Here is a 14,488-nt window from a genome sequence, read left to right on the forward strand (position 1 = left end):
GACTTAATCGCCTGAATAGCGCTGCTCGGCCCAGGGATCGCCGCGGTTATGATAGCCGCGGACTTCCCAGAAACCCGGTGCGTCCTCGGTCTGGAATTCGATCGCCTGGAGCCATTTGGCGCTCTTCCAGAAATAGAGATGCGGCACGACCAGCCGCACCGGGCCGCCGTGCTCCTCCGTCAGCGGCTGGCCGGACCAGCTATGGGCGAGCAGGGCGTCCTCGGCGGCGAAGTCTTCCAGCGCGAGGTTGGTGGTGTAGCCGTCATAGGAATGCAGGACGACGAAGCGTGCATCCTCGCGCGGCTGGCAGGCCGCGAGCAGCTCGTGCGTGGCGAGGCCTTCCCAAAGGTTGTCGTAGCGCGACCAGGTCGTCACGCAGTGAATGTCGGAGGTGAACTGGGCCTGCTTCTGTGCGGTGAACTCGGCGAAGGTCCAGAACACGGGATGTTCGATCGCGCCGTAGACGTCGAGCCGCCAGCGATCACGCGAGACCGGTGGCACGACTCCGAGGTCGAGCACCGGCCAGTCTTTCGTGAGGTGCTGGCCCGGCGGTAGCCTTTGATCTTCCGGACGCGTGATCCTGCCCGTGAGGAAGCGGCCCTCGCGCGCCCATTTCTCCTTGGTGCGCGTCAGCTTGCTGTCGGGCGGCTCGTTGTCGTCGGCCATCAGCTTACTCGTGGCGATGCATTGCGGAGGCGTGCTTGGTGTCGCGCATGGTGGAATAGATGATCAGCGACAGGCAGATGACGCCGCTGAGGTAGAAGTAGAACCATTCCTCGTGCCCGATGCTCTTGAAGTAGAGCGCGATCGCGGGTGCCGTGCCGCCGAAAATCGAGACCGTGATCGCATAGGGCAGGCCGACGCCGAGCGCGCGGACATTGGTCGGGAACAGCTCGGCCTTCACCACGGCGTTGATCGAGGTGTAGCCGGCGACGAACAGCCAGGCACAGCAGATCAGGATGAAGGCCATGAAGGGCGACTTCGTCTCCTTCAGTGTCATCAGCAGCGGCACGGTCGCCAGCGTACCGGCGACACCGAAGAAGATCAGCAGCGGCTTGCGGCCGATCTTGTCGGAGATCGCACCGTAGATCGGCTGCAGGATGGTCGCGAAGACCAGCGTGCCGAAGATCACGAAGGTGGTCTGGTCTTCGGTGAGCCCGACCGAGAGCTTGACGAAGGTCTGCATGTAGGTGGTGAAGGTGTAGAACGCGGCGGTACCGCCGGCGGTGAGACCCACCACCAGGAGCAGCTCGCGTGGGTAGCGCAGCAAGTTGGTGATCGAACCGGTCGGCTTCACCACCTTCTTGGCTTCCTCGAAGGCCTCGGTCTCGTGCAGATTGCGTCGCATCACCGCGGCAAAGATCGCGAGCGCCGCGCCGATCGCAAACGGGATGCGCCAGCCCCAGGCCTTCAGCTCGTCGGGCGTCAGGAAGACCTTTTGCAGGAGCAGCAGCACGATGATTGCGGTGAGCTGACCGCCGATCAGGGTGACGTATTGGAAGCTGGAATAGAAGCCGCGGTGCTTGGGATCGGCGACCTCGCTGAGATAGGTGGCGCTGGCGCCATATTCGCCGCCGAGGCTGAGGCCCTCGATCACGCGGGCGAGCGCCAGGATCGCCGGCGCGGCGAACCCGATCGTGGCATAGGTCGGCGTCACCGCGATGATCAGCGAGCCGAAGCACATGAAGACGACGGACAGCGTCAGCGAGATACGGCGGCCGAAATGGTCGGCAAGGTAGCCGAAGAACCAGCCGCCGAGGGGACGCATCAGGAAGGTCGCCGCGAATACGACGGCGACGTTCAATTGCTGCACGACCGGGTCGTTGCCGGGGAAGAAGGCCGGGGCGAAATAGAGCGCGAACGCCGTATAGGCGTAGAAATCGTACCATTCGACGAGATTGCCGATCGAGCCGATGAAGATCGCCTTGATCCGCCGCTCGGCGTCGGCGACGTCAAAATGCTCGGAGGCCGGTTTGATTACTTGGTCTGTCACGTCCGGCCTCTCTCTATCCCTGTTTGGAGAGGCCTACATCGCCTTTCCGAGCAGAAATGGCAACTGCCGGGGGCCTCTCACCGTGCCCTGCGACCAGGTCACGGTGCCTGCCGGATCGAGGCGAAAATCCGGGATCCGCTTCAGCCATTCCTCCAGCGCAACCTGCATCTCCATCCGCGCAAGGTTGGAACCGACGCAGCGATGGATACCGAGACCGAACGCGGCGTGGCGGTTCTCCCGACGATCGATCACGACTTTGTCAGCGTCCGGAAACATTTTTGGATCGCGATTAGCGGCCGGGAAGGACAGCAGCACCATGTTGCCCGCCTTGACCGGGCAGCCCGAGATCGTGGTCTCCTTGACCACCTCGCGCGCCATGGTCACCGGCGAATAGGCCCGCAGCAGCTCCTCCACGGCGATCGGGATCAGACCAGGCTCGGCGATCAGCCGCTCGCGGTCGGCCGGCGTTCTGGCGAGATGCCAGAGCGAGGAGCCGATCGCGCTCCAGGTGGTGTCGATGCCGGCGATCAGGAGCAGGCGGAGTGAGCCCAGCACGTGGGACTCTTCCAGCGGCTGACCTTCCTTGTCCTTGGCGTTCATCAGATAGGAGATGAGATCGTCGGTCGGCCTCGATCTGCGCTCCTCGATATGCGTCCTGAAATAGGCGCTCATCTCCTGCACGGCCTGGAGCAGCATGGTCTCGTCCTTGATGCCGAGCTCCAGGATCATGTGGATCCAGTTCACGAAGAGGTCGCTGTCGCTCTCGGGAATGCCGAGCATATGGGCGATGGCCCGAACCGGGATGTATTTGCTGTAGCGCGCTGCGGCATCGATCTTGCCGTCGGAGATGAAGCCGTCGATCAGCTCGTTGCAGATGGCGCGGACCCGCGGCTCGAGCTTCTTCATCGCGTCCGGGGTGAAGGGCGGCAGCAGCAACTGCTTGGCCGGCTTGTGCACGGGAGGATCGGAGGTGATCGGCGGGGCGGCATTCCTGGCAATCTCCGGCCGCACGTCGCGGACGATGATGCGGCGCGAGGAGAAATGCTCGGTGTCGTTGGCGATCTCGCGCACCGCCTCGTAGGTCGTCGGCATGTAGCAGCCGAGGAATCGCTCGGTGTGCACGACCGGGCTTGCGGCGCGCAGCTCATTCCAGATCGGAAACGGATCGTCCGTCCATTGCGGATCGGTGTGGTCGAAATCGTTGACCCAGTCGGTGACGGGCGGATGGGCGACGGGCTCGCTGACGTCGGACATGTCGGGGGGAATCCTCGGCTGGTGGTCGCTGGAATCACGCGCACGCGGGCAGACAGGAAGCTCGCGCTACTCCTCGATCACATCGATTGCGATTTCCGGGCAGTTGGATTTGGCAAGCCACGCCTTGTCTTCGAGTCCCGGCGGGACCGTGCCATCGCCGGCTTCATGCGCGTTGCCGTATTCGTCGAGCTCGAACAGCTCCGGCGCCAGCGCCTTGCAGCGCGCGTGGCCCTGGCATTTGTCGGGATCGACGTGAACCTTCAGTCGCTCTGTCATGGCGGCTTCCCTGGTCGTATGCGCGCGCGCGGAAGGCGGCCCGCGTTCCTCATGTCAATTTTATCGGCGGCATTTGCCGCTCGGTCTAAGTTATATGCTATTACATTCGCGGCGGGCTTCCCCTGTCAAGCGCAAACTTATAGGCTTTGCCGTAACATGCGTTCACAACTCGCTCGCAAGCCCGAGAATACCTACCACCATGGCGATCTCCGTGACGCCCTGATCAAGGCCGCGTTGCGCGAGGCAGAGCAGGGCGGCGCCGAGGCGATCAGCATCAAGGCGCTGGCAAAGCAACTCGGCGTCTCGCAGCCGGCGCCCTATCGGCACTTCGCCGACCGCGAGGCGCTGCTGGCGGCAGTGACGGCGGAGGCGTTCCGGCAGCTCAGCGCGATCCTGCGCGAGGCGATGGCAAAGCCGTCCAGGCAATCGAAATTGTCGAGGCTGGCGCAGGCGACGCTCGATTTCGGCCTGCGCCGCAACGGCATCTACCGCCTGATGTTCGCTTCGCGCACCGTCTCATGCGCGGCCAAGGGCAGCGAGCTGCACGAGGCGACGCGCGAGACGCTTGGGCTCGTGATCGAAGCCCTGGAATCGCCGGCGGTCGGTTATTTGCGCGAACGGCAAGCGCTGAAGATCTGGGCGGCGGTGCATGGCGTGGTGATGCTGGCCGAGCAGGGCCTGTTCACCGGCGAGCCGGCGCATGCCACGCGCGAGGAGCTGGTCGAGGATTTTGTGAGCGAAACCAAGGCCGCGCTCGCACTGGCAATCAAGAATGCACGGCGCCGGACGAAGGCGGGCGCCTAAGCGCTGGCTTTCAGCAGCCTCATCAGCTTCTCGATCGCGCTGTCCGGCGTCGTCACGACCGGGCGACCGGTGGCCTTTGCGACCAGCGGCGCCGTCGCCGCGATGCTGAACTGTGCCAGCGCGATGACGTCGCAATCGCGTAAGTCGCGCGAGGCGTCCGCGATCAGCCGGTCGTGCGTGGCGCGGTCGCCGCGATCGAGCGCCGCCAGTGCGCCCTCGGCGAGTTTCGGCACGATCTGGACCGAAGCGGGGAATTCCGGCGGCATCGAGACCAGCGTCGGCGGGAAGGTCGAGAGCAGGCCGATCCGCTTGCCCATCGTCACCGCGCGCTCGATCATCGCTTCGTTCGGCTTCAGCACTGGCATCGGCGCATGGGCGCGCGCCACCGCCTCGATACAGGGGCCGAAGGCCGAACAAGTGAAGAGGATCGCGTTTGCCCCCGTTGCCACCGCGTAGTCGCCGAGCGCGAGGAAACGCTCGGTCATGGCGTCGGTGAGCTGGCCGTCGCGCGCGAGATCCGCAGACAGGCTGTCGTCGAGCAGGTTCATCAGCCGCGCCTCGGGCCACGCTGTCGCGAATGCCGCCTCGATCGGGGCAATGGAATGCTTCAGGGCGTGGATCAGGGCGATGCGCATGGGATCTCTCTTCTCCCTCTCCCCCTAAGCGGGGGAGAGGGAGAATTCCTTACTTGAACGGCACGGCGTACATCAGGCCGCCCTTGCTCCAGAGGCCGTTGAGGCCGCGATCGAGCTTGAGCGGGCTCGCCTTGCCGACATTGCGCTCATAGATCTCGCCGTAATTGCCGGTGGCCTTGATCGCCGTGACCAGCCATTTGTTGTCGAGCCCGAGCCGCGAGCCGAGATCGCCGGAGGCCCCCAGCAGCCGCTGGATCGCCGGCGTCTGCGACTTCGCCATCTCATCGACATTGGCCTGGGTGACGCCGAGCTCTTCGGCCTCGATCAGCCCGTAATGCAGCCAGGTGATGATGTCGCTCCAGACCTCGTCACCGTTGCGGGTGAAGGGCCCGAGCGGCTCCTTGCTGATGGTCTGCGGCAGCACGACGTAGTCGGCCGGGTTGGGCGCTGCGGTCGTCACGGCGCCGGCAAGCGCGGACGCATCCTGGGTCATGGCATCGCAGCGGCCGCCGAAGAAGGTCTGGTACATGGTGTCGACGCGGTCGAACACCAGCGGCTTCCAGTCGATGCCGTTGGCGCGGCCGTAATCGCCGAGCGTAACCTCGTGCGTGGTACCCTGCGCGACGCAGACCGTGGCGCCCTTGAGGTCCTTGATGTCCTTCACGCCAAGGTCCTTCTTCACGACAAAGCCCTGGCCGTCGTAGAAGTTGATCGGGCCCTGGCGCAGGCCCAGCGTCACGCCGCGCAAATAGGTCTGCGTCGAGTTGCGGTAGAGCACGTCGATCTCGCCCGATTGCAGCGCGGTGAAGCGATTCTGCGCTGTCAGAGAGACGTAACGCACCTTGCTGGCATCGCCCAGCACGCCGGCCGCAAGCGCGCGGCAATAGTCGACGTCGAGGCCCTTGTAATTGCCCTGCGAGTCCGGCGCCGAGAAACCGGCAAAACCTGCGCTGACGCCGCACACCAGCGTGCCGCGGCTCTTTACCGTGTCGAGCGTCGCCGCCTGCGCGGCCACCGCCGATGCTGCGAGCACGCCGGCTGCGATAACCACTTTCCTCATCATGCTACTCTCCCCTCAATGATTGACACTACGCAACACGTTGTCGACGGCGGTGCCGAGCTTATCGACGATCAGGTCGATCTCGGCGACTGATGCGATATAGGGCGGTGCCAGCAGCACGTGGTCGCCGCGGACGCCGTCCACGGTGCCGCCGCCGGGATAGCAGCCGAGGCCGTTGGCGAAGGCCTCCGCCTTGATCTTCTGGTTGAGCTTGAGCGCCGGATCGAACGAGGTGCGGCTGGCGCGATCGGCGACGAGCTCGATCGCCCAGAATAGGCCGCGCCCCCTGATATCGCCGACATGGCGGTGATTGCCGAAGCGCTCGGTCAGTCGCTGCTCGAGCTGCTTGCCACGCTCCTTGACGCGATCGAGTAGGCCGTCCTCGCGGATCACATCCTGCACCGCGAGCGCGGCCGCGCAGGCGAGGGGGTGCGCCAGATAGGTATGGCCATGCTGGAAGGCGCCCGAGCCTGACCGGATGGTGTCGATGATCCTGCCGCTCGCGAGCATCGCGCCGATCGGCTGGTAACCGCCGCCGAGTCCTTTCGCGATGGCCTGGATATCGGGCGCGACACCTTCCTGCTCCCAGGCGTGCGTGGTGCCGGTGCGGCCCATGCCACACATGACTTCATCCAGGATGAGCAGCGCACCGTGCCGGTCGCAGATTTCGCGCACGGCCCTGAAGTAACCGTCCGGCGCCGTCACCGCGCCGGCGGTGGCGCCGACGACGGGTTCGGCGAGTAACGCCGCAACGGTGTTGGGACCGAGCCGTTGAAATTCAGCTTCGAGCTCGGCTGCGAGCCGCGCTACGAACTGCGCATCCGACTCGCCGTCGTGCTTCTCATGATAAGCAAAGGCGGGAGTCACATGGCTGAAGGCGGCTGACAGCAGCGGCGCATAGGGCGCCCGGCGCCAGGCATTGCCGCCGGCGGCGAGCGCGCCGAGCGTATTGCCGTGATAGCTCTGCCGCCGCGCGATGAAATGCTGTCGCTGCGGCTCGCCGCGCTCGATGAAATATTGCCGCGCGAGCTTGATGCTGGCCTCGATCGCCTCCGATCCGCCGCTGACGAAATAGGCGTAGGCGAGACCGCCGGGCTCGTGCCCGACCAGCGTCTCCGCGAGCGCTTCCGCCGGTTCGGACGAGAAGAAGGCGGTGTGCGCATAGGCGAGCGTCGACGCCTGCTTCGCCATCGCCGCGATCACACGCGGATGCTGGTGGCCGAGACAGGAGACCGCGGCGCCGCCGGAGGCGTCGATGACGCGCCGTCCGTCCTCGGCGAAGAGATAGACGCCTTCGCCGCCGATCGCCTTGGGCGGCGTTTCGCGTAGCGAGCGGTGCAGCACGCGGCTGGTGCGAGTGCTCATGGATCAACCTTTCTCCGAGACGTAGGTGGTAGCTGCGGCAAGCCGCGCCTCGGTATTCTCCAGACGCTTCTTCGCGGCGATGCCGCCGAGCGAGAACGTCACCGCGGCAAGCGACTGTGCAATCGCGATCGCGCCGGTGAGGCTCGGGAAAAAGCCGGGAGAGGAGGCCGCCTCGAACAGCAGCACATGGTCGGCGCCCTCGGCCATCGGTGCTGATACGCTATCGGCGATCGCAATCAGCGTCGCGCCGGCACGATAGGCGGCCTGCGCGACCCGGACGCTCGCGTGCGTATAGGGCAGGAAGCCGATGACGATGACGGCTTCGCCGGGGCGGAAGGCGCCAAGATCCAGATCGTCAGGACCGGACGCGCCGACGAGTTGCACCTGTTCGGGGCGAAATAGCCGCAGTTCGTAGTTCAGAAGTTCCGCGACGCTGCGGCAGCTGCGATAGCCCGCGATCCAGATCCGCTTGGCGTCGTGCAGCGCGCCGGCCGCCTCTGCAATCGGCTGCGCCGGAATGCGCGGAAGGCCGGCGGCCTCGGCCTCGAGCTTGTCGGTAACGAGCGCGACGTCGGCGTGCGGACCATGACGCCGGCTCTTGGCACGGCCGGAGAAGGGCGAGGTCTGCGATGGCCGCCGCGCCTCGGTCAGCGCCGCGCGCAACGCGTCCCAGCCGGAATAGCCGATGGCTTTTGCAAGCCGCGTGAACGCGGCGGGATCGGCGCCGGCAACGGCCGCGAGATCGCGCATCGAGCGGGTGGTGGCGTCGTAATCATTGGCGGCGACGAAGCGTCCGACCTCCTGCAAGCGCATCGGGAGCGATGGCAATGCAATGCGCAGTTCGCTCAGCGGCGAGGATTTCGCGGGCTCGGCCATGAAACATTTGTTGCATGAATTGGCTTTTGGTGCAACAGTTGACGTGCGCCGCCGGAAATCGTTGCTTTTGAGAAGGATTTTTGCGCTGTGACATCAGATGGTCCGAGACCGCCGCCGCGCCGCCGCTTGTTCGGCGCCTTCGGACAACGGGAGCTGAAAGGCCTGTTCTGGCAGGTCCTGGTGGTCGGGATCGCGGTCGGCGTGATCGCCTTCCTCTGGTCCAACACCGTCACCAATCTCTCCGCTCGCCGGATCACCACGGGCTTTGCCTTTCTCGGCCGCGAAGCGGGCATGCCGATCGCCGACAGCCTGCTCGCCTATAGTCCGCGCGACACCTACCTCTGGGCCTTCGTCGTCGGGATCGCCAACACTCTGCGCGTTGCGGTGATCGGCATCGTGCTTGCGACCATCCTGGGCACGCTGATCGGGATCTCGCGGCTGTCGGCCAACTGGCTGCTGTCGCGGCTCGCCGCCGTCTATGTCGAGACGCTCCGCGACATCCCGCTGCTGCTTCAGCTCCTGTTCTGGTACGTGCTGATGCAGGGGCTGCCGGCCGCGCGCGCGGCGTTCCGGCCGCTCGAGGGAGTGTTCCTCTCCAATCGCGGCCTGATCCTGCCGGCGATCCCGATCGGGGCGCCGCAACTCTGGGTGCTCGGCACCGCCGCGCTGGGCTGTGCCGTGTTCTATGTCTTCAGACGATGGCAGATCGCGCAGCAGATGCGGGACGGCAAGCCGCGGCCAGCATGGCCGTTCGCGCTCGGCCTCATCGTCGTACTGCCGGCCGCAGTGTCGGTGCTGCTCGGCGTGCCCTGGGCGATCGAATGGCCCGAGCTGCGCGGTTTCAACTTCGTCGGCGGGCTGACGCTGGCTCCGGAATATTTTGCGCTCCTGATCGCGCTCGTCACCTACACCTCGGCCTTCATCGCCGAGATCGTGCGCAGCGGCATCCAGTCGGTGCCGCGCGGGCAGTGGGATGCCGCCAACGCGCTCGGCCTGCGCCGCAGCTTCATGCTGCGGCAGATCATCCTGCCGCAGGCGCTCCGCGTCATCGTGCCGCCGATGACGAGCCAATACCTCAACCTGACCAAGAACTCCTCGCTCGCGGTCGCGATCGGCTACCAGGACGTGGTCTCGGTCGCCAACACCACGCTGAACCAGACCGGGCAGGCGATCGAGGCGATCGCGCTGATCATGGCGGTGTTCTTGACCATCAGCCTCGGCATCAGCTTCTTCATGAACTGGTACAACGCGCGTATCGCGCTGGTGGAGCGCTGAGCATGACGGCGATCACCGATAGTCCGGATGCACCGCGCGCCGCGCGCCGCCCGCAGATGGGAAATCCGGTGCTGCGCTGGCTGCGCACCAATTTGTTCTCGTCGATCCCCAACGGCATTCTGTCGGTCGTGCTGCTGGCGATCCTCGCCAAGGGCATCTTCAGCTTCGTGCAGTGGGGCATCGCGAATGCAGTGTGGCTGACGCCCGCGAACGATTCCAGCGCGTGCCGTGCCGTCCGCGGCTTCGGCGCCTGCTGGGCGATCATCCCCGAGAAATATCGGTTCATCCTGTTCGGCACCTATCCGTTCGACGAGCAATGGCGGCCGGCGCTGTCGGTGGTGCTGTTCATCGCGCTGTTCTATCTCTCCAGCCGCCGTGCTTTCTGGCGGCGCGAGCTGGTCTATCTCTGGATCGGTGTGCTGGCGCTGATCAGCGTGCTGATGTGGGGAGGCGTGTTCGGCCTGTCCTTCGTGTCGCAGGACCGCTGGGGCGGACTGCCGGTGACGCTGATCCTGGCGACCTTCGGTCTCGCCTTCGGCTTCCCGCTCGGTATCCTCGTCGCGCTCGGCCGGCGCTCAAAGCTGCCGGCGATCCGCTCGCTCAGCGTGCTCTATGTCGAGCTGATCCGCGGCGTGCCGTTGGTCAGCCTGCTGTTCATGGCGAGCGTGATGTTTCCGCTGTTCATGCCCAGCGGCTTCAACATCGACAAGCTGCTGCGTGCGCAGATCGCGATCATCCTGTTTGCGGGCGCTTACCTTGCCGAAGTCATTCGCGGCGGCCTTCAGGCCGTGCCGCGCGGACAATACGAGGCCGCCGAGGCGCTGGGGCTGTCCTATTGGCGCAAGCACCGGCTGATCGTCCTGCCGCAGGCGATCCGCCACGTCATCCCGCCGCTGGTCAACACCTTCATTGCCTTCTTCAAGGACACCAGCCTCGTCCTCATCATCGGCATCTTCGACCTGCTGACGACGGCCAAGACGGCGATCATCGATCCGGCCTGGCAGCAGTTCTCGGTCGAAGTCTACATCTTCGTCGCCGCGATCTATTTTGTGTTCTGCTTTGCGATGTCGCGCTATAGCCGCGGCCTGGAGGCGGCAAGCGGACGGTGAGGTGATCTTCCTTCTCCCCTTGTGGGAGAAGGTGGCGCGAAGCGCCGGATGAGGGGTTCTATCCTCGAGTTCGGACGGTGAGGGAGTCGCTCGCGGAGAGATACCCTCCCGTCTCGCCGCTTTGCGGCGAGCCACCCTCTCCCACGAGGGGAGAGGGGAACTACCGAGTACGTGTTGTAGATCGTGCTACTTCTTCACCTTCGGATCAATCGGCGTCGTGCCGCGCAGGCCCAGAATATCCTCCAGAACCTTCGCTCCCGCGAGCACTTGTGCATCAGCGCGGGGGGCTCCCACCACCTGGACGCCGACCGGCAGGCCTGACGCCGTGAAGCCGCAGGGCAGCGACAGCGACGGGCAGCACGCTAGCGTGATGGCGTAGACGATGCCGAGCCACTCGACGTAGTTGTCGAACCTCTTGCCCGCGCATTCGGCGACATAGCGGTCTTCGATCGGAAAGGGCGGCACGATCGTCGTCGGCACCAGCAGGAGATTGTAGGTCTTGAAGAACTCCACCGCGCGTGCAGTCATGCCGACGCGTTGCGCCTCGGCGCGCGCGAGCTGCTCGACGGTGAGCTTGAGGCCTTCCTCGATGTTCCAGATCACCTCGGGCTTGAGCAGGTCGCGCTTGGTGCGCAGCAGATTGGCCTTGGTGATGGCGAAATCGAACGCGCGCAGCACGTGGAAGCATTCATGCGCCTCGCGCCAGTCGGGATGGGCCTCCTCGACGATGGCGCCGGCCTCGGCAAAGCGTTCGGCAGCCTTGCGTGTGATGGCTTTCACCTCAGGATCGACGGGCGTGATACCGAGATCGGGTGAATAGGCAATGCGCTTCGGCTTCTTGCCCGCCTGTGTCGTCGACAGGAACGACGTCGTAGGCGCAGGTAGCGACAGCGGATCGTCCGCATAGTCGCCGCTCATGGCATCCAGCAGCAGGGCGAGATCCTCGACGTTGCGTGCCATCGGGCCCACCACGCCGAGATTGCGATCGATCGCCGATTTGGGGGTATGGGCGACGCGGCCAATGCTCGGCCGCATTCCGACGACGCCGCAGAAAGCCGCCGGGCTGCGCAGGCTGCCACCCATGTCGGAGCCCTGGGCGAGCCAGGCCATGCCGGTCGCAAGCGCCACCGCCGCGCCGCCTGAGGAGCCGGCGGCGGACTTGGACGTATCCCAGGGATTGAGGGTTGCGCCGAACACCTCGTTGAAGGTGTTGGCGCCGGCGCCGAATTCCGGCGTGTTGGACTTGGCGTAGACGACTGCGCCGTTGGTTTCGAGGTTCTCGACCATGAGGTCGGACTTCGCAGGGATATTGTCCTTGAAGATCGGCGAACCCTGCGTGTTCAGCACGCCGGCAACGTCGGTCAGGTCCTTGATCGGCACCGGCAGGCCTGCGAGCAGCCCGCGCGCACCGGCCGGTTTCTGCATCAGGGCCTTCGCATTGGCCCGGGCGCGATCGAAGCACAGCGTCGGCAGCGCGTTGACCTTGCCGTCGACCTCGGCGATGCGCTTCTCCAGCACATCCAGCAGTTCGAGCGGCGAGACGTCGCCGGAACGCAACTTGTTGACGACGGTGCGGGCGGTTTCGCGGATCAGGTCTTGAGACAACTCTTTTACTCCTATCTCTTGATTGTCATTCCGGGGCGCCCGAAGGGCGAACCCGGAATCTCGAGGTTCCGGGTTCGATGCTTTGCATCGCCCCGGAACGACGGTGGCTAAATAACCTTGGAGAAACTAACCCCACCCGGCACTGATGCCGCCATCCACCGTATAGATGACCCCGGACGTATAGCCGGCGCGATCCGACGCCAGGAACGCCATGAGGTCGCCGATCTCGCGCGCATGCGCGGGGCGGCCGAGCGGCAGGCTCTTCTGGAATTCCTTGTAGCGGCTCTCGTCGCCGAACTGGTGCATGGCCCGCGTCTTGAGCAGCGTGACGTGGCGGTCGGTGCCGACAGGGCCGGGATTGATGCCGACCACGCGGATGTTGTCGGCGAGGCTCTTGCCGCCGAGCGCGCGGGTGAACGCCATCAGCGCGGCATTCCCGGCGCTGCCGCAGATGTAGTTCGCGTCGAACTTTTCGCCGGCCGCACCGATGTCGTTGACGATGACCCCGCCGCCCTTCGCCTTCATCTGCGCGTAGATCTGCCGCGTGAGGTTGATGTAGCCGAACACTTTCAATTCCCAGGCGTGGCGCCAGGTCGCCTCGTCGATCTTGTCGATCGAGCCGCCGGGGATGTCGCCGGCATTGTTCACGAGGATGTCGATGTCGGCGGCTTCTGTGGCCAGCCGTGCGATGTCTTCGGTCTTGCGCAGGTCGACGATGCTCGTCGCGGCGTCGATCCGGTGAGCAGACCGCAAGCGGTCCGCCAGCGCCTTGAGCTGATCGCCGCTGCGCGCGGCGAGCAGGAGATGCGCGCCTTCCTCGGCGAACGCCTCGGCGGCGGCGGCGCCGATGCCCTTGGACGCGCCCGTGATCAGGACACGCTTGCCACGCAGATGCAGATCCATGGGGGTTACTCGCAAGATAGGAATACGATGAAATCAGTAGGCGGTCGGCCGTGCCACGGTCAACATTGCAGTGCAGCGTTGCACTGCCCGCGACTTTGGTTCATTGCAGGGCGATCAAAAGACGGCGGCTGCCGGACCAACCAAGGACGTTCTCGATGAGCAAAAAACAATACCGGATCGCGGTCATCCCCGGCGACGGCATCGGCAAGGAAGTAATGCCGGAGGGCCTGCGCGTTCTGGAGGCGGCCGCCAAGAAACACGGCGTGTCCCTGCATTTCGACCATTTCGACTTCTCGTCATGGGACTATTACGAGAAGCACGGCCAGATGATGCCGGACGACTGGAAGGAGAAGATCGGCAAGCACGACGCGATCTATTTCGGCGCGGTCGGCTGGCCGGCCAAGATTCCGGATCATGTTTCGCTGTGGGGCTCGCTGATCAAATTCCGCCGCGAGTTCGACCAGTACGTGAACCTGCGGCCGGTACGGCTGATGCCCGGCGTGCCGTCGCCGCTCGCCAACCGCAAGCCCGGCGACATCGATTTCTGGGTGGTTCGTGAGAACACCGAGGGTGAATATTCCTCCGTCGGCGGCCGCATGTTCCCGGACACCGACCGTGAATTCGTCACCCAGCAGACGGTGATGACACGCACCGGCGTCGACCGCATCCTGAAGTTCGCCTTCGAGCTCGCGCAATCGCGGCCGAAGAAGCACCTGACCTCGGCGACCAAGTCGAACGGCATCTCCATCACCATGCCCTATTGGGACGAGCGCGTGGAGGCGATGGCGAAGAAGTTCCCGGGCGTGAAGTGGGACAAGTACCACATCGACATCCTCACCGCGAACTTCGTGCTGCATCCTGACTGGTTCGACGTCGTGGTCGGCTCGAATCTGTTCGGTGACATCTTGTCCGATCTCGGCCCGGCCTGCACCGGTACCATCGGCATCGCGCCATCAGGCAACATCAATCCCGAGGGCGATTTCCCCTCGGTGTTCGAGCCGGTGCACGGCTCGGCGCCCGACATCGCGGGCCAGGGCATCGCCAACCCGATCGGCGCAATCTGGTCCGGTGCGATGATGTTCGAGCATCTCGGCGAGAAGGAAGCCGGCCGATCGATCGTGGAAGCGATCGAGCGCACGCTCGCCGAGCGCACGCTGCGCACCAGGGATCTCGGCGGCAATGCCGACACGACGGCCTGCGGCAAGGCGGTCGCGGATATGGTGGATTAAGCAGAGCTGCTAACCGAGGCGTCGTCCCGGCGAAAGCCGGGACCCATTACCCCAGGGAGTAGTTGCGGCGCGACGTTGGTGACTACGAGTCTTCGCCAAACCAC

Annotated in this window: 14 protein-coding genes; 4 read left to right on the plus strand and 10 right to left on the minus strand. The window is 65.0% G+C overall.

What is annotated here, in order from left to right; all coding sequences use genetic code 11:
• Nucleotides 1-3: 3 nt before the first annotated feature.
• The 4 genes from ACE10W_RS11360 to ACE10W_RS11375 form a co-directional block, all read right to left on the minus strand.
• Nucleotides 4-666: a sulfite oxidase-like oxidoreductase gene (locus tag ACE10W_RS11360; RefSeq protein WP_161535861.1), complete on the minus strand. Its 663-nt coding sequence runs from the start codon at nt 664-666 to the stop codon at nt 4-6.
• Nucleotides 667-670: 4 nt separating this feature from the next.
• On the minus strand, nt 671-1,993 hold the full coding sequence (locus ACE10W_RS11365) for an MFS transporter (RefSeq protein ID WP_304551602.1): 1,323 nt from the start codon (nt 1,991-1,993) through the stop codon (nt 671-673).
• Nucleotides 1,994-2,026: 33 nt separating this feature from the next.
• The gene (locus ACE10W_RS11370; protein ID WP_161535860.1) at nt 2,027-3,247 is read right to left on the minus strand and encodes a cytochrome P450; all 1,221 of its coding nucleotides are present in this window, start codon (nt 3,245-3,247) and stop codon (nt 2,027-2,029) included.
• 66 nt (nt 3,248-3,313) lie between these two features.
• Nucleotides 3,314-3,523, minus strand: a complete 210-nt coding sequence (locus tag ACE10W_RS11375) for a ferredoxin (RefSeq protein WP_060911080.1) — start codon at nt 3,521-3,523, stop codon at nt 3,314-3,316.
• Between the two features lie 156 nt (nt 3,524-3,679).
• Between ACE10W_RS11375 and ACE10W_RS11380 the strand changes: the two genes are divergently transcribed.
• Nucleotides 3,680-4,327, plus strand: a complete 648-nt coding sequence (locus ACE10W_RS11380) for a TetR/AcrR family transcriptional regulator (RefSeq protein ID WP_028172406.1) — start codon at nt 3,680-3,682, stop codon at nt 4,325-4,327.
• Here the strand turns inward: ACE10W_RS11380 and ACE10W_RS11385 are convergent.
• Genes ACE10W_RS11385 through ACE10W_RS11400 form a run of 4 tightly spaced genes read right to left on the minus strand, consistent with a single transcriptional unit; the run spans nt 4,324 to nt 8,263 of the window.
• Complete coding sequence (locus ACE10W_RS11385) at nt 4,324-4,962, minus strand: aspartate/glutamate racemase family protein (protein WP_304551610.1); 639 nt, start codon at nt 4,960-4,962, stop codon at nt 4,324-4,326. The genes ACE10W_RS11380 and ACE10W_RS11385 overlap by 4 nt on opposite strands.
• Nucleotides 4,963-5,011: 49 nt before the next feature.
• Nucleotides 5,012-6,025, minus strand: coding sequence for an amino acid ABC transporter substrate-binding protein (locus ACE10W_RS11390; RefSeq protein ID WP_011085693.1), 1,014 nt, complete (start codon nt 6,023-6,025; stop codon nt 5,012-5,014).
• Nucleotides 6,026-6,037: 12 nt separating this feature from the next.
• Nucleotides 6,038-7,387 (minus strand): aspartate aminotransferase family protein, encoded by a 1,350-nt coding sequence (locus ACE10W_RS11395; RefSeq protein ID WP_304551613.1) that lies wholly within the window; start codon nt 7,385-7,387, stop codon nt 6,038-6,040.
• Nucleotides 7,388-7,390: 3 nt separating this feature from the next.
• Complete coding sequence (locus ACE10W_RS11400) at nt 7,391-8,263, minus strand: MurR/RpiR family transcriptional regulator (RefSeq protein WP_060911083.1); 873 nt, start codon at nt 8,261-8,263, stop codon at nt 7,391-7,393.
• 87 nt (nt 8,264-8,350) lie between these two features.
• On the opposite strand from ACE10W_RS11400, the gene ACE10W_RS11405 reads away from it, so the two are divergent.
• Complete coding sequence (locus ACE10W_RS11405) at nt 8,351-9,538, plus strand: amino acid ABC transporter permease (RefSeq protein WP_304551614.1); 1,188 nt, start codon at nt 8,351-8,353, stop codon at nt 9,536-9,538.
• Between the two features lie 2 nt (nt 9,539-9,540).
• Nucleotides 9,541-10,647, plus strand: a complete 1,107-nt coding sequence (locus ACE10W_RS11410; protein WP_011085697.1) for an amino acid ABC transporter permease — start codon at nt 9,541-9,543, stop codon at nt 10,645-10,647.
• A 186-nt stretch (nt 10,648-10,833) separates the two neighbouring features.
• Here the strand turns inward: ACE10W_RS11410 and ACE10W_RS11415 are convergent, their stop codons facing one another.
• Nucleotides 10,834-12,252 carry an amidase gene (locus ACE10W_RS11415; protein WP_304551615.1) on the minus strand — a complete coding sequence of 473 codons (1,419 nt, stop codon included), beginning with the start codon at nt 12,250-12,252 and terminating at the stop codon, nt 10,834-10,836.
• A gap of 126 nt (nt 12,253-12,378) precedes the next feature.
• The gene (locus ACE10W_RS11420) at nt 12,379-13,155 is read right to left on the minus strand and encodes an SDR family oxidoreductase (RefSeq protein ID WP_304551616.1); all 777 of its coding nucleotides are present in this window, start codon (nt 13,153-13,155) and stop codon (nt 12,379-12,381) included.
• Between the two features lie 155 nt (nt 13,156-13,310).
• Between ACE10W_RS11420 and ACE10W_RS11425 the strand changes: the two genes are divergently transcribed.
• Nucleotides 13,311-14,384: a tartrate dehydrogenase gene (locus ACE10W_RS11425; RefSeq protein ID WP_011085700.1), complete on the plus strand. Its 1,074-nt coding sequence runs from the start codon at nt 13,311-13,313 to the stop codon at nt 14,382-14,384.
• The last annotated feature ends 104 nt before the right edge of the window (nt 14,385-14,488 follow it).

The sequence above is a fragment of the Bradyrhizobium sp. B025 genome (genome assembly GCF_042257955.1).
Taxonomy (GTDB): domain Bacteria; phylum Pseudomonadota; class Alphaproteobacteria; order Rhizobiales; family Xanthobacteraceae; genus Bradyrhizobium; species Bradyrhizobium diazoefficiens.

Excerpts from the sequence above, each read along its gene's own strand:
- ACE10W_RS11360 (WP_161535861.1), bottom strand. The coding sequence starts at position 666 with ATGGCCGACGACAACGAGCCGCCCGACAGCAAGCTGACGCGCACCAAG.
- ACE10W_RS11370 (WP_161535860.1), bottom strand. The coding sequence starts at position 3,247 with ATGTCCGACGTCAGCGAGCCCGTCGCCCATCCGCCCGTCACCGACTGG.
- ACE10W_RS11375 (WP_060911080.1), bottom strand. The coding sequence starts at position 3,523 with ATGACAGAGCGACTGAAGGTTCACGTCGATCCCGACAAATGCCAGGGC.
- ACE10W_RS11380 (WP_028172406.1), top strand. The coding sequence starts at position 3,680 with ATGCGTTCACAACTCGCTCGCAAGCCCGAGAATACCTACCACCATGGC.
- ACE10W_RS11385 (WP_304551610.1), bottom strand. The coding sequence starts at position 4,962 with ATGCGCATCGCCCTGATCCACGCCCTGAAGCATTCCATTGCCCCGATC.
- ACE10W_RS11390 (WP_011085693.1), bottom strand. The coding sequence starts at position 6,025 with ATGATGAGGAAAGTGGTTATCGCAGCCGGCGTGCTCGCAGCATCGGCG.
- ACE10W_RS11395 (WP_304551613.1), bottom strand. The coding sequence starts at position 7,387 with ATGAGCACTCGCACCAGCCGCGTGCTGCACCGCTCGCTACGCGAAACG.
- ACE10W_RS11400 (WP_060911083.1), bottom strand. The coding sequence starts at position 8,263 with ATGGCCGAGCCCGCGAAATCCTCGCCGCTGAGCGAACTGCGCATTGCA.
- ACE10W_RS11410 (WP_011085697.1), top strand. The coding sequence starts at position 9,541 with ATGACGGCGATCACCGATAGTCCGGATGCACCGCGCGCCGCGCGCCGC.
- ACE10W_RS11420 (WP_304551616.1), bottom strand. The coding sequence starts at position 13,155 with ATGGATCTGCATCTGCGTGGCAAGCGTGTCCTGATCACGGGCGCGTCC.
- ACE10W_RS11425 (WP_011085700.1), top strand. The coding sequence starts at position 13,311 with ATGAGCAAAAAACAATACCGGATCGCGGTCATCCCCGGCGACGGCATC.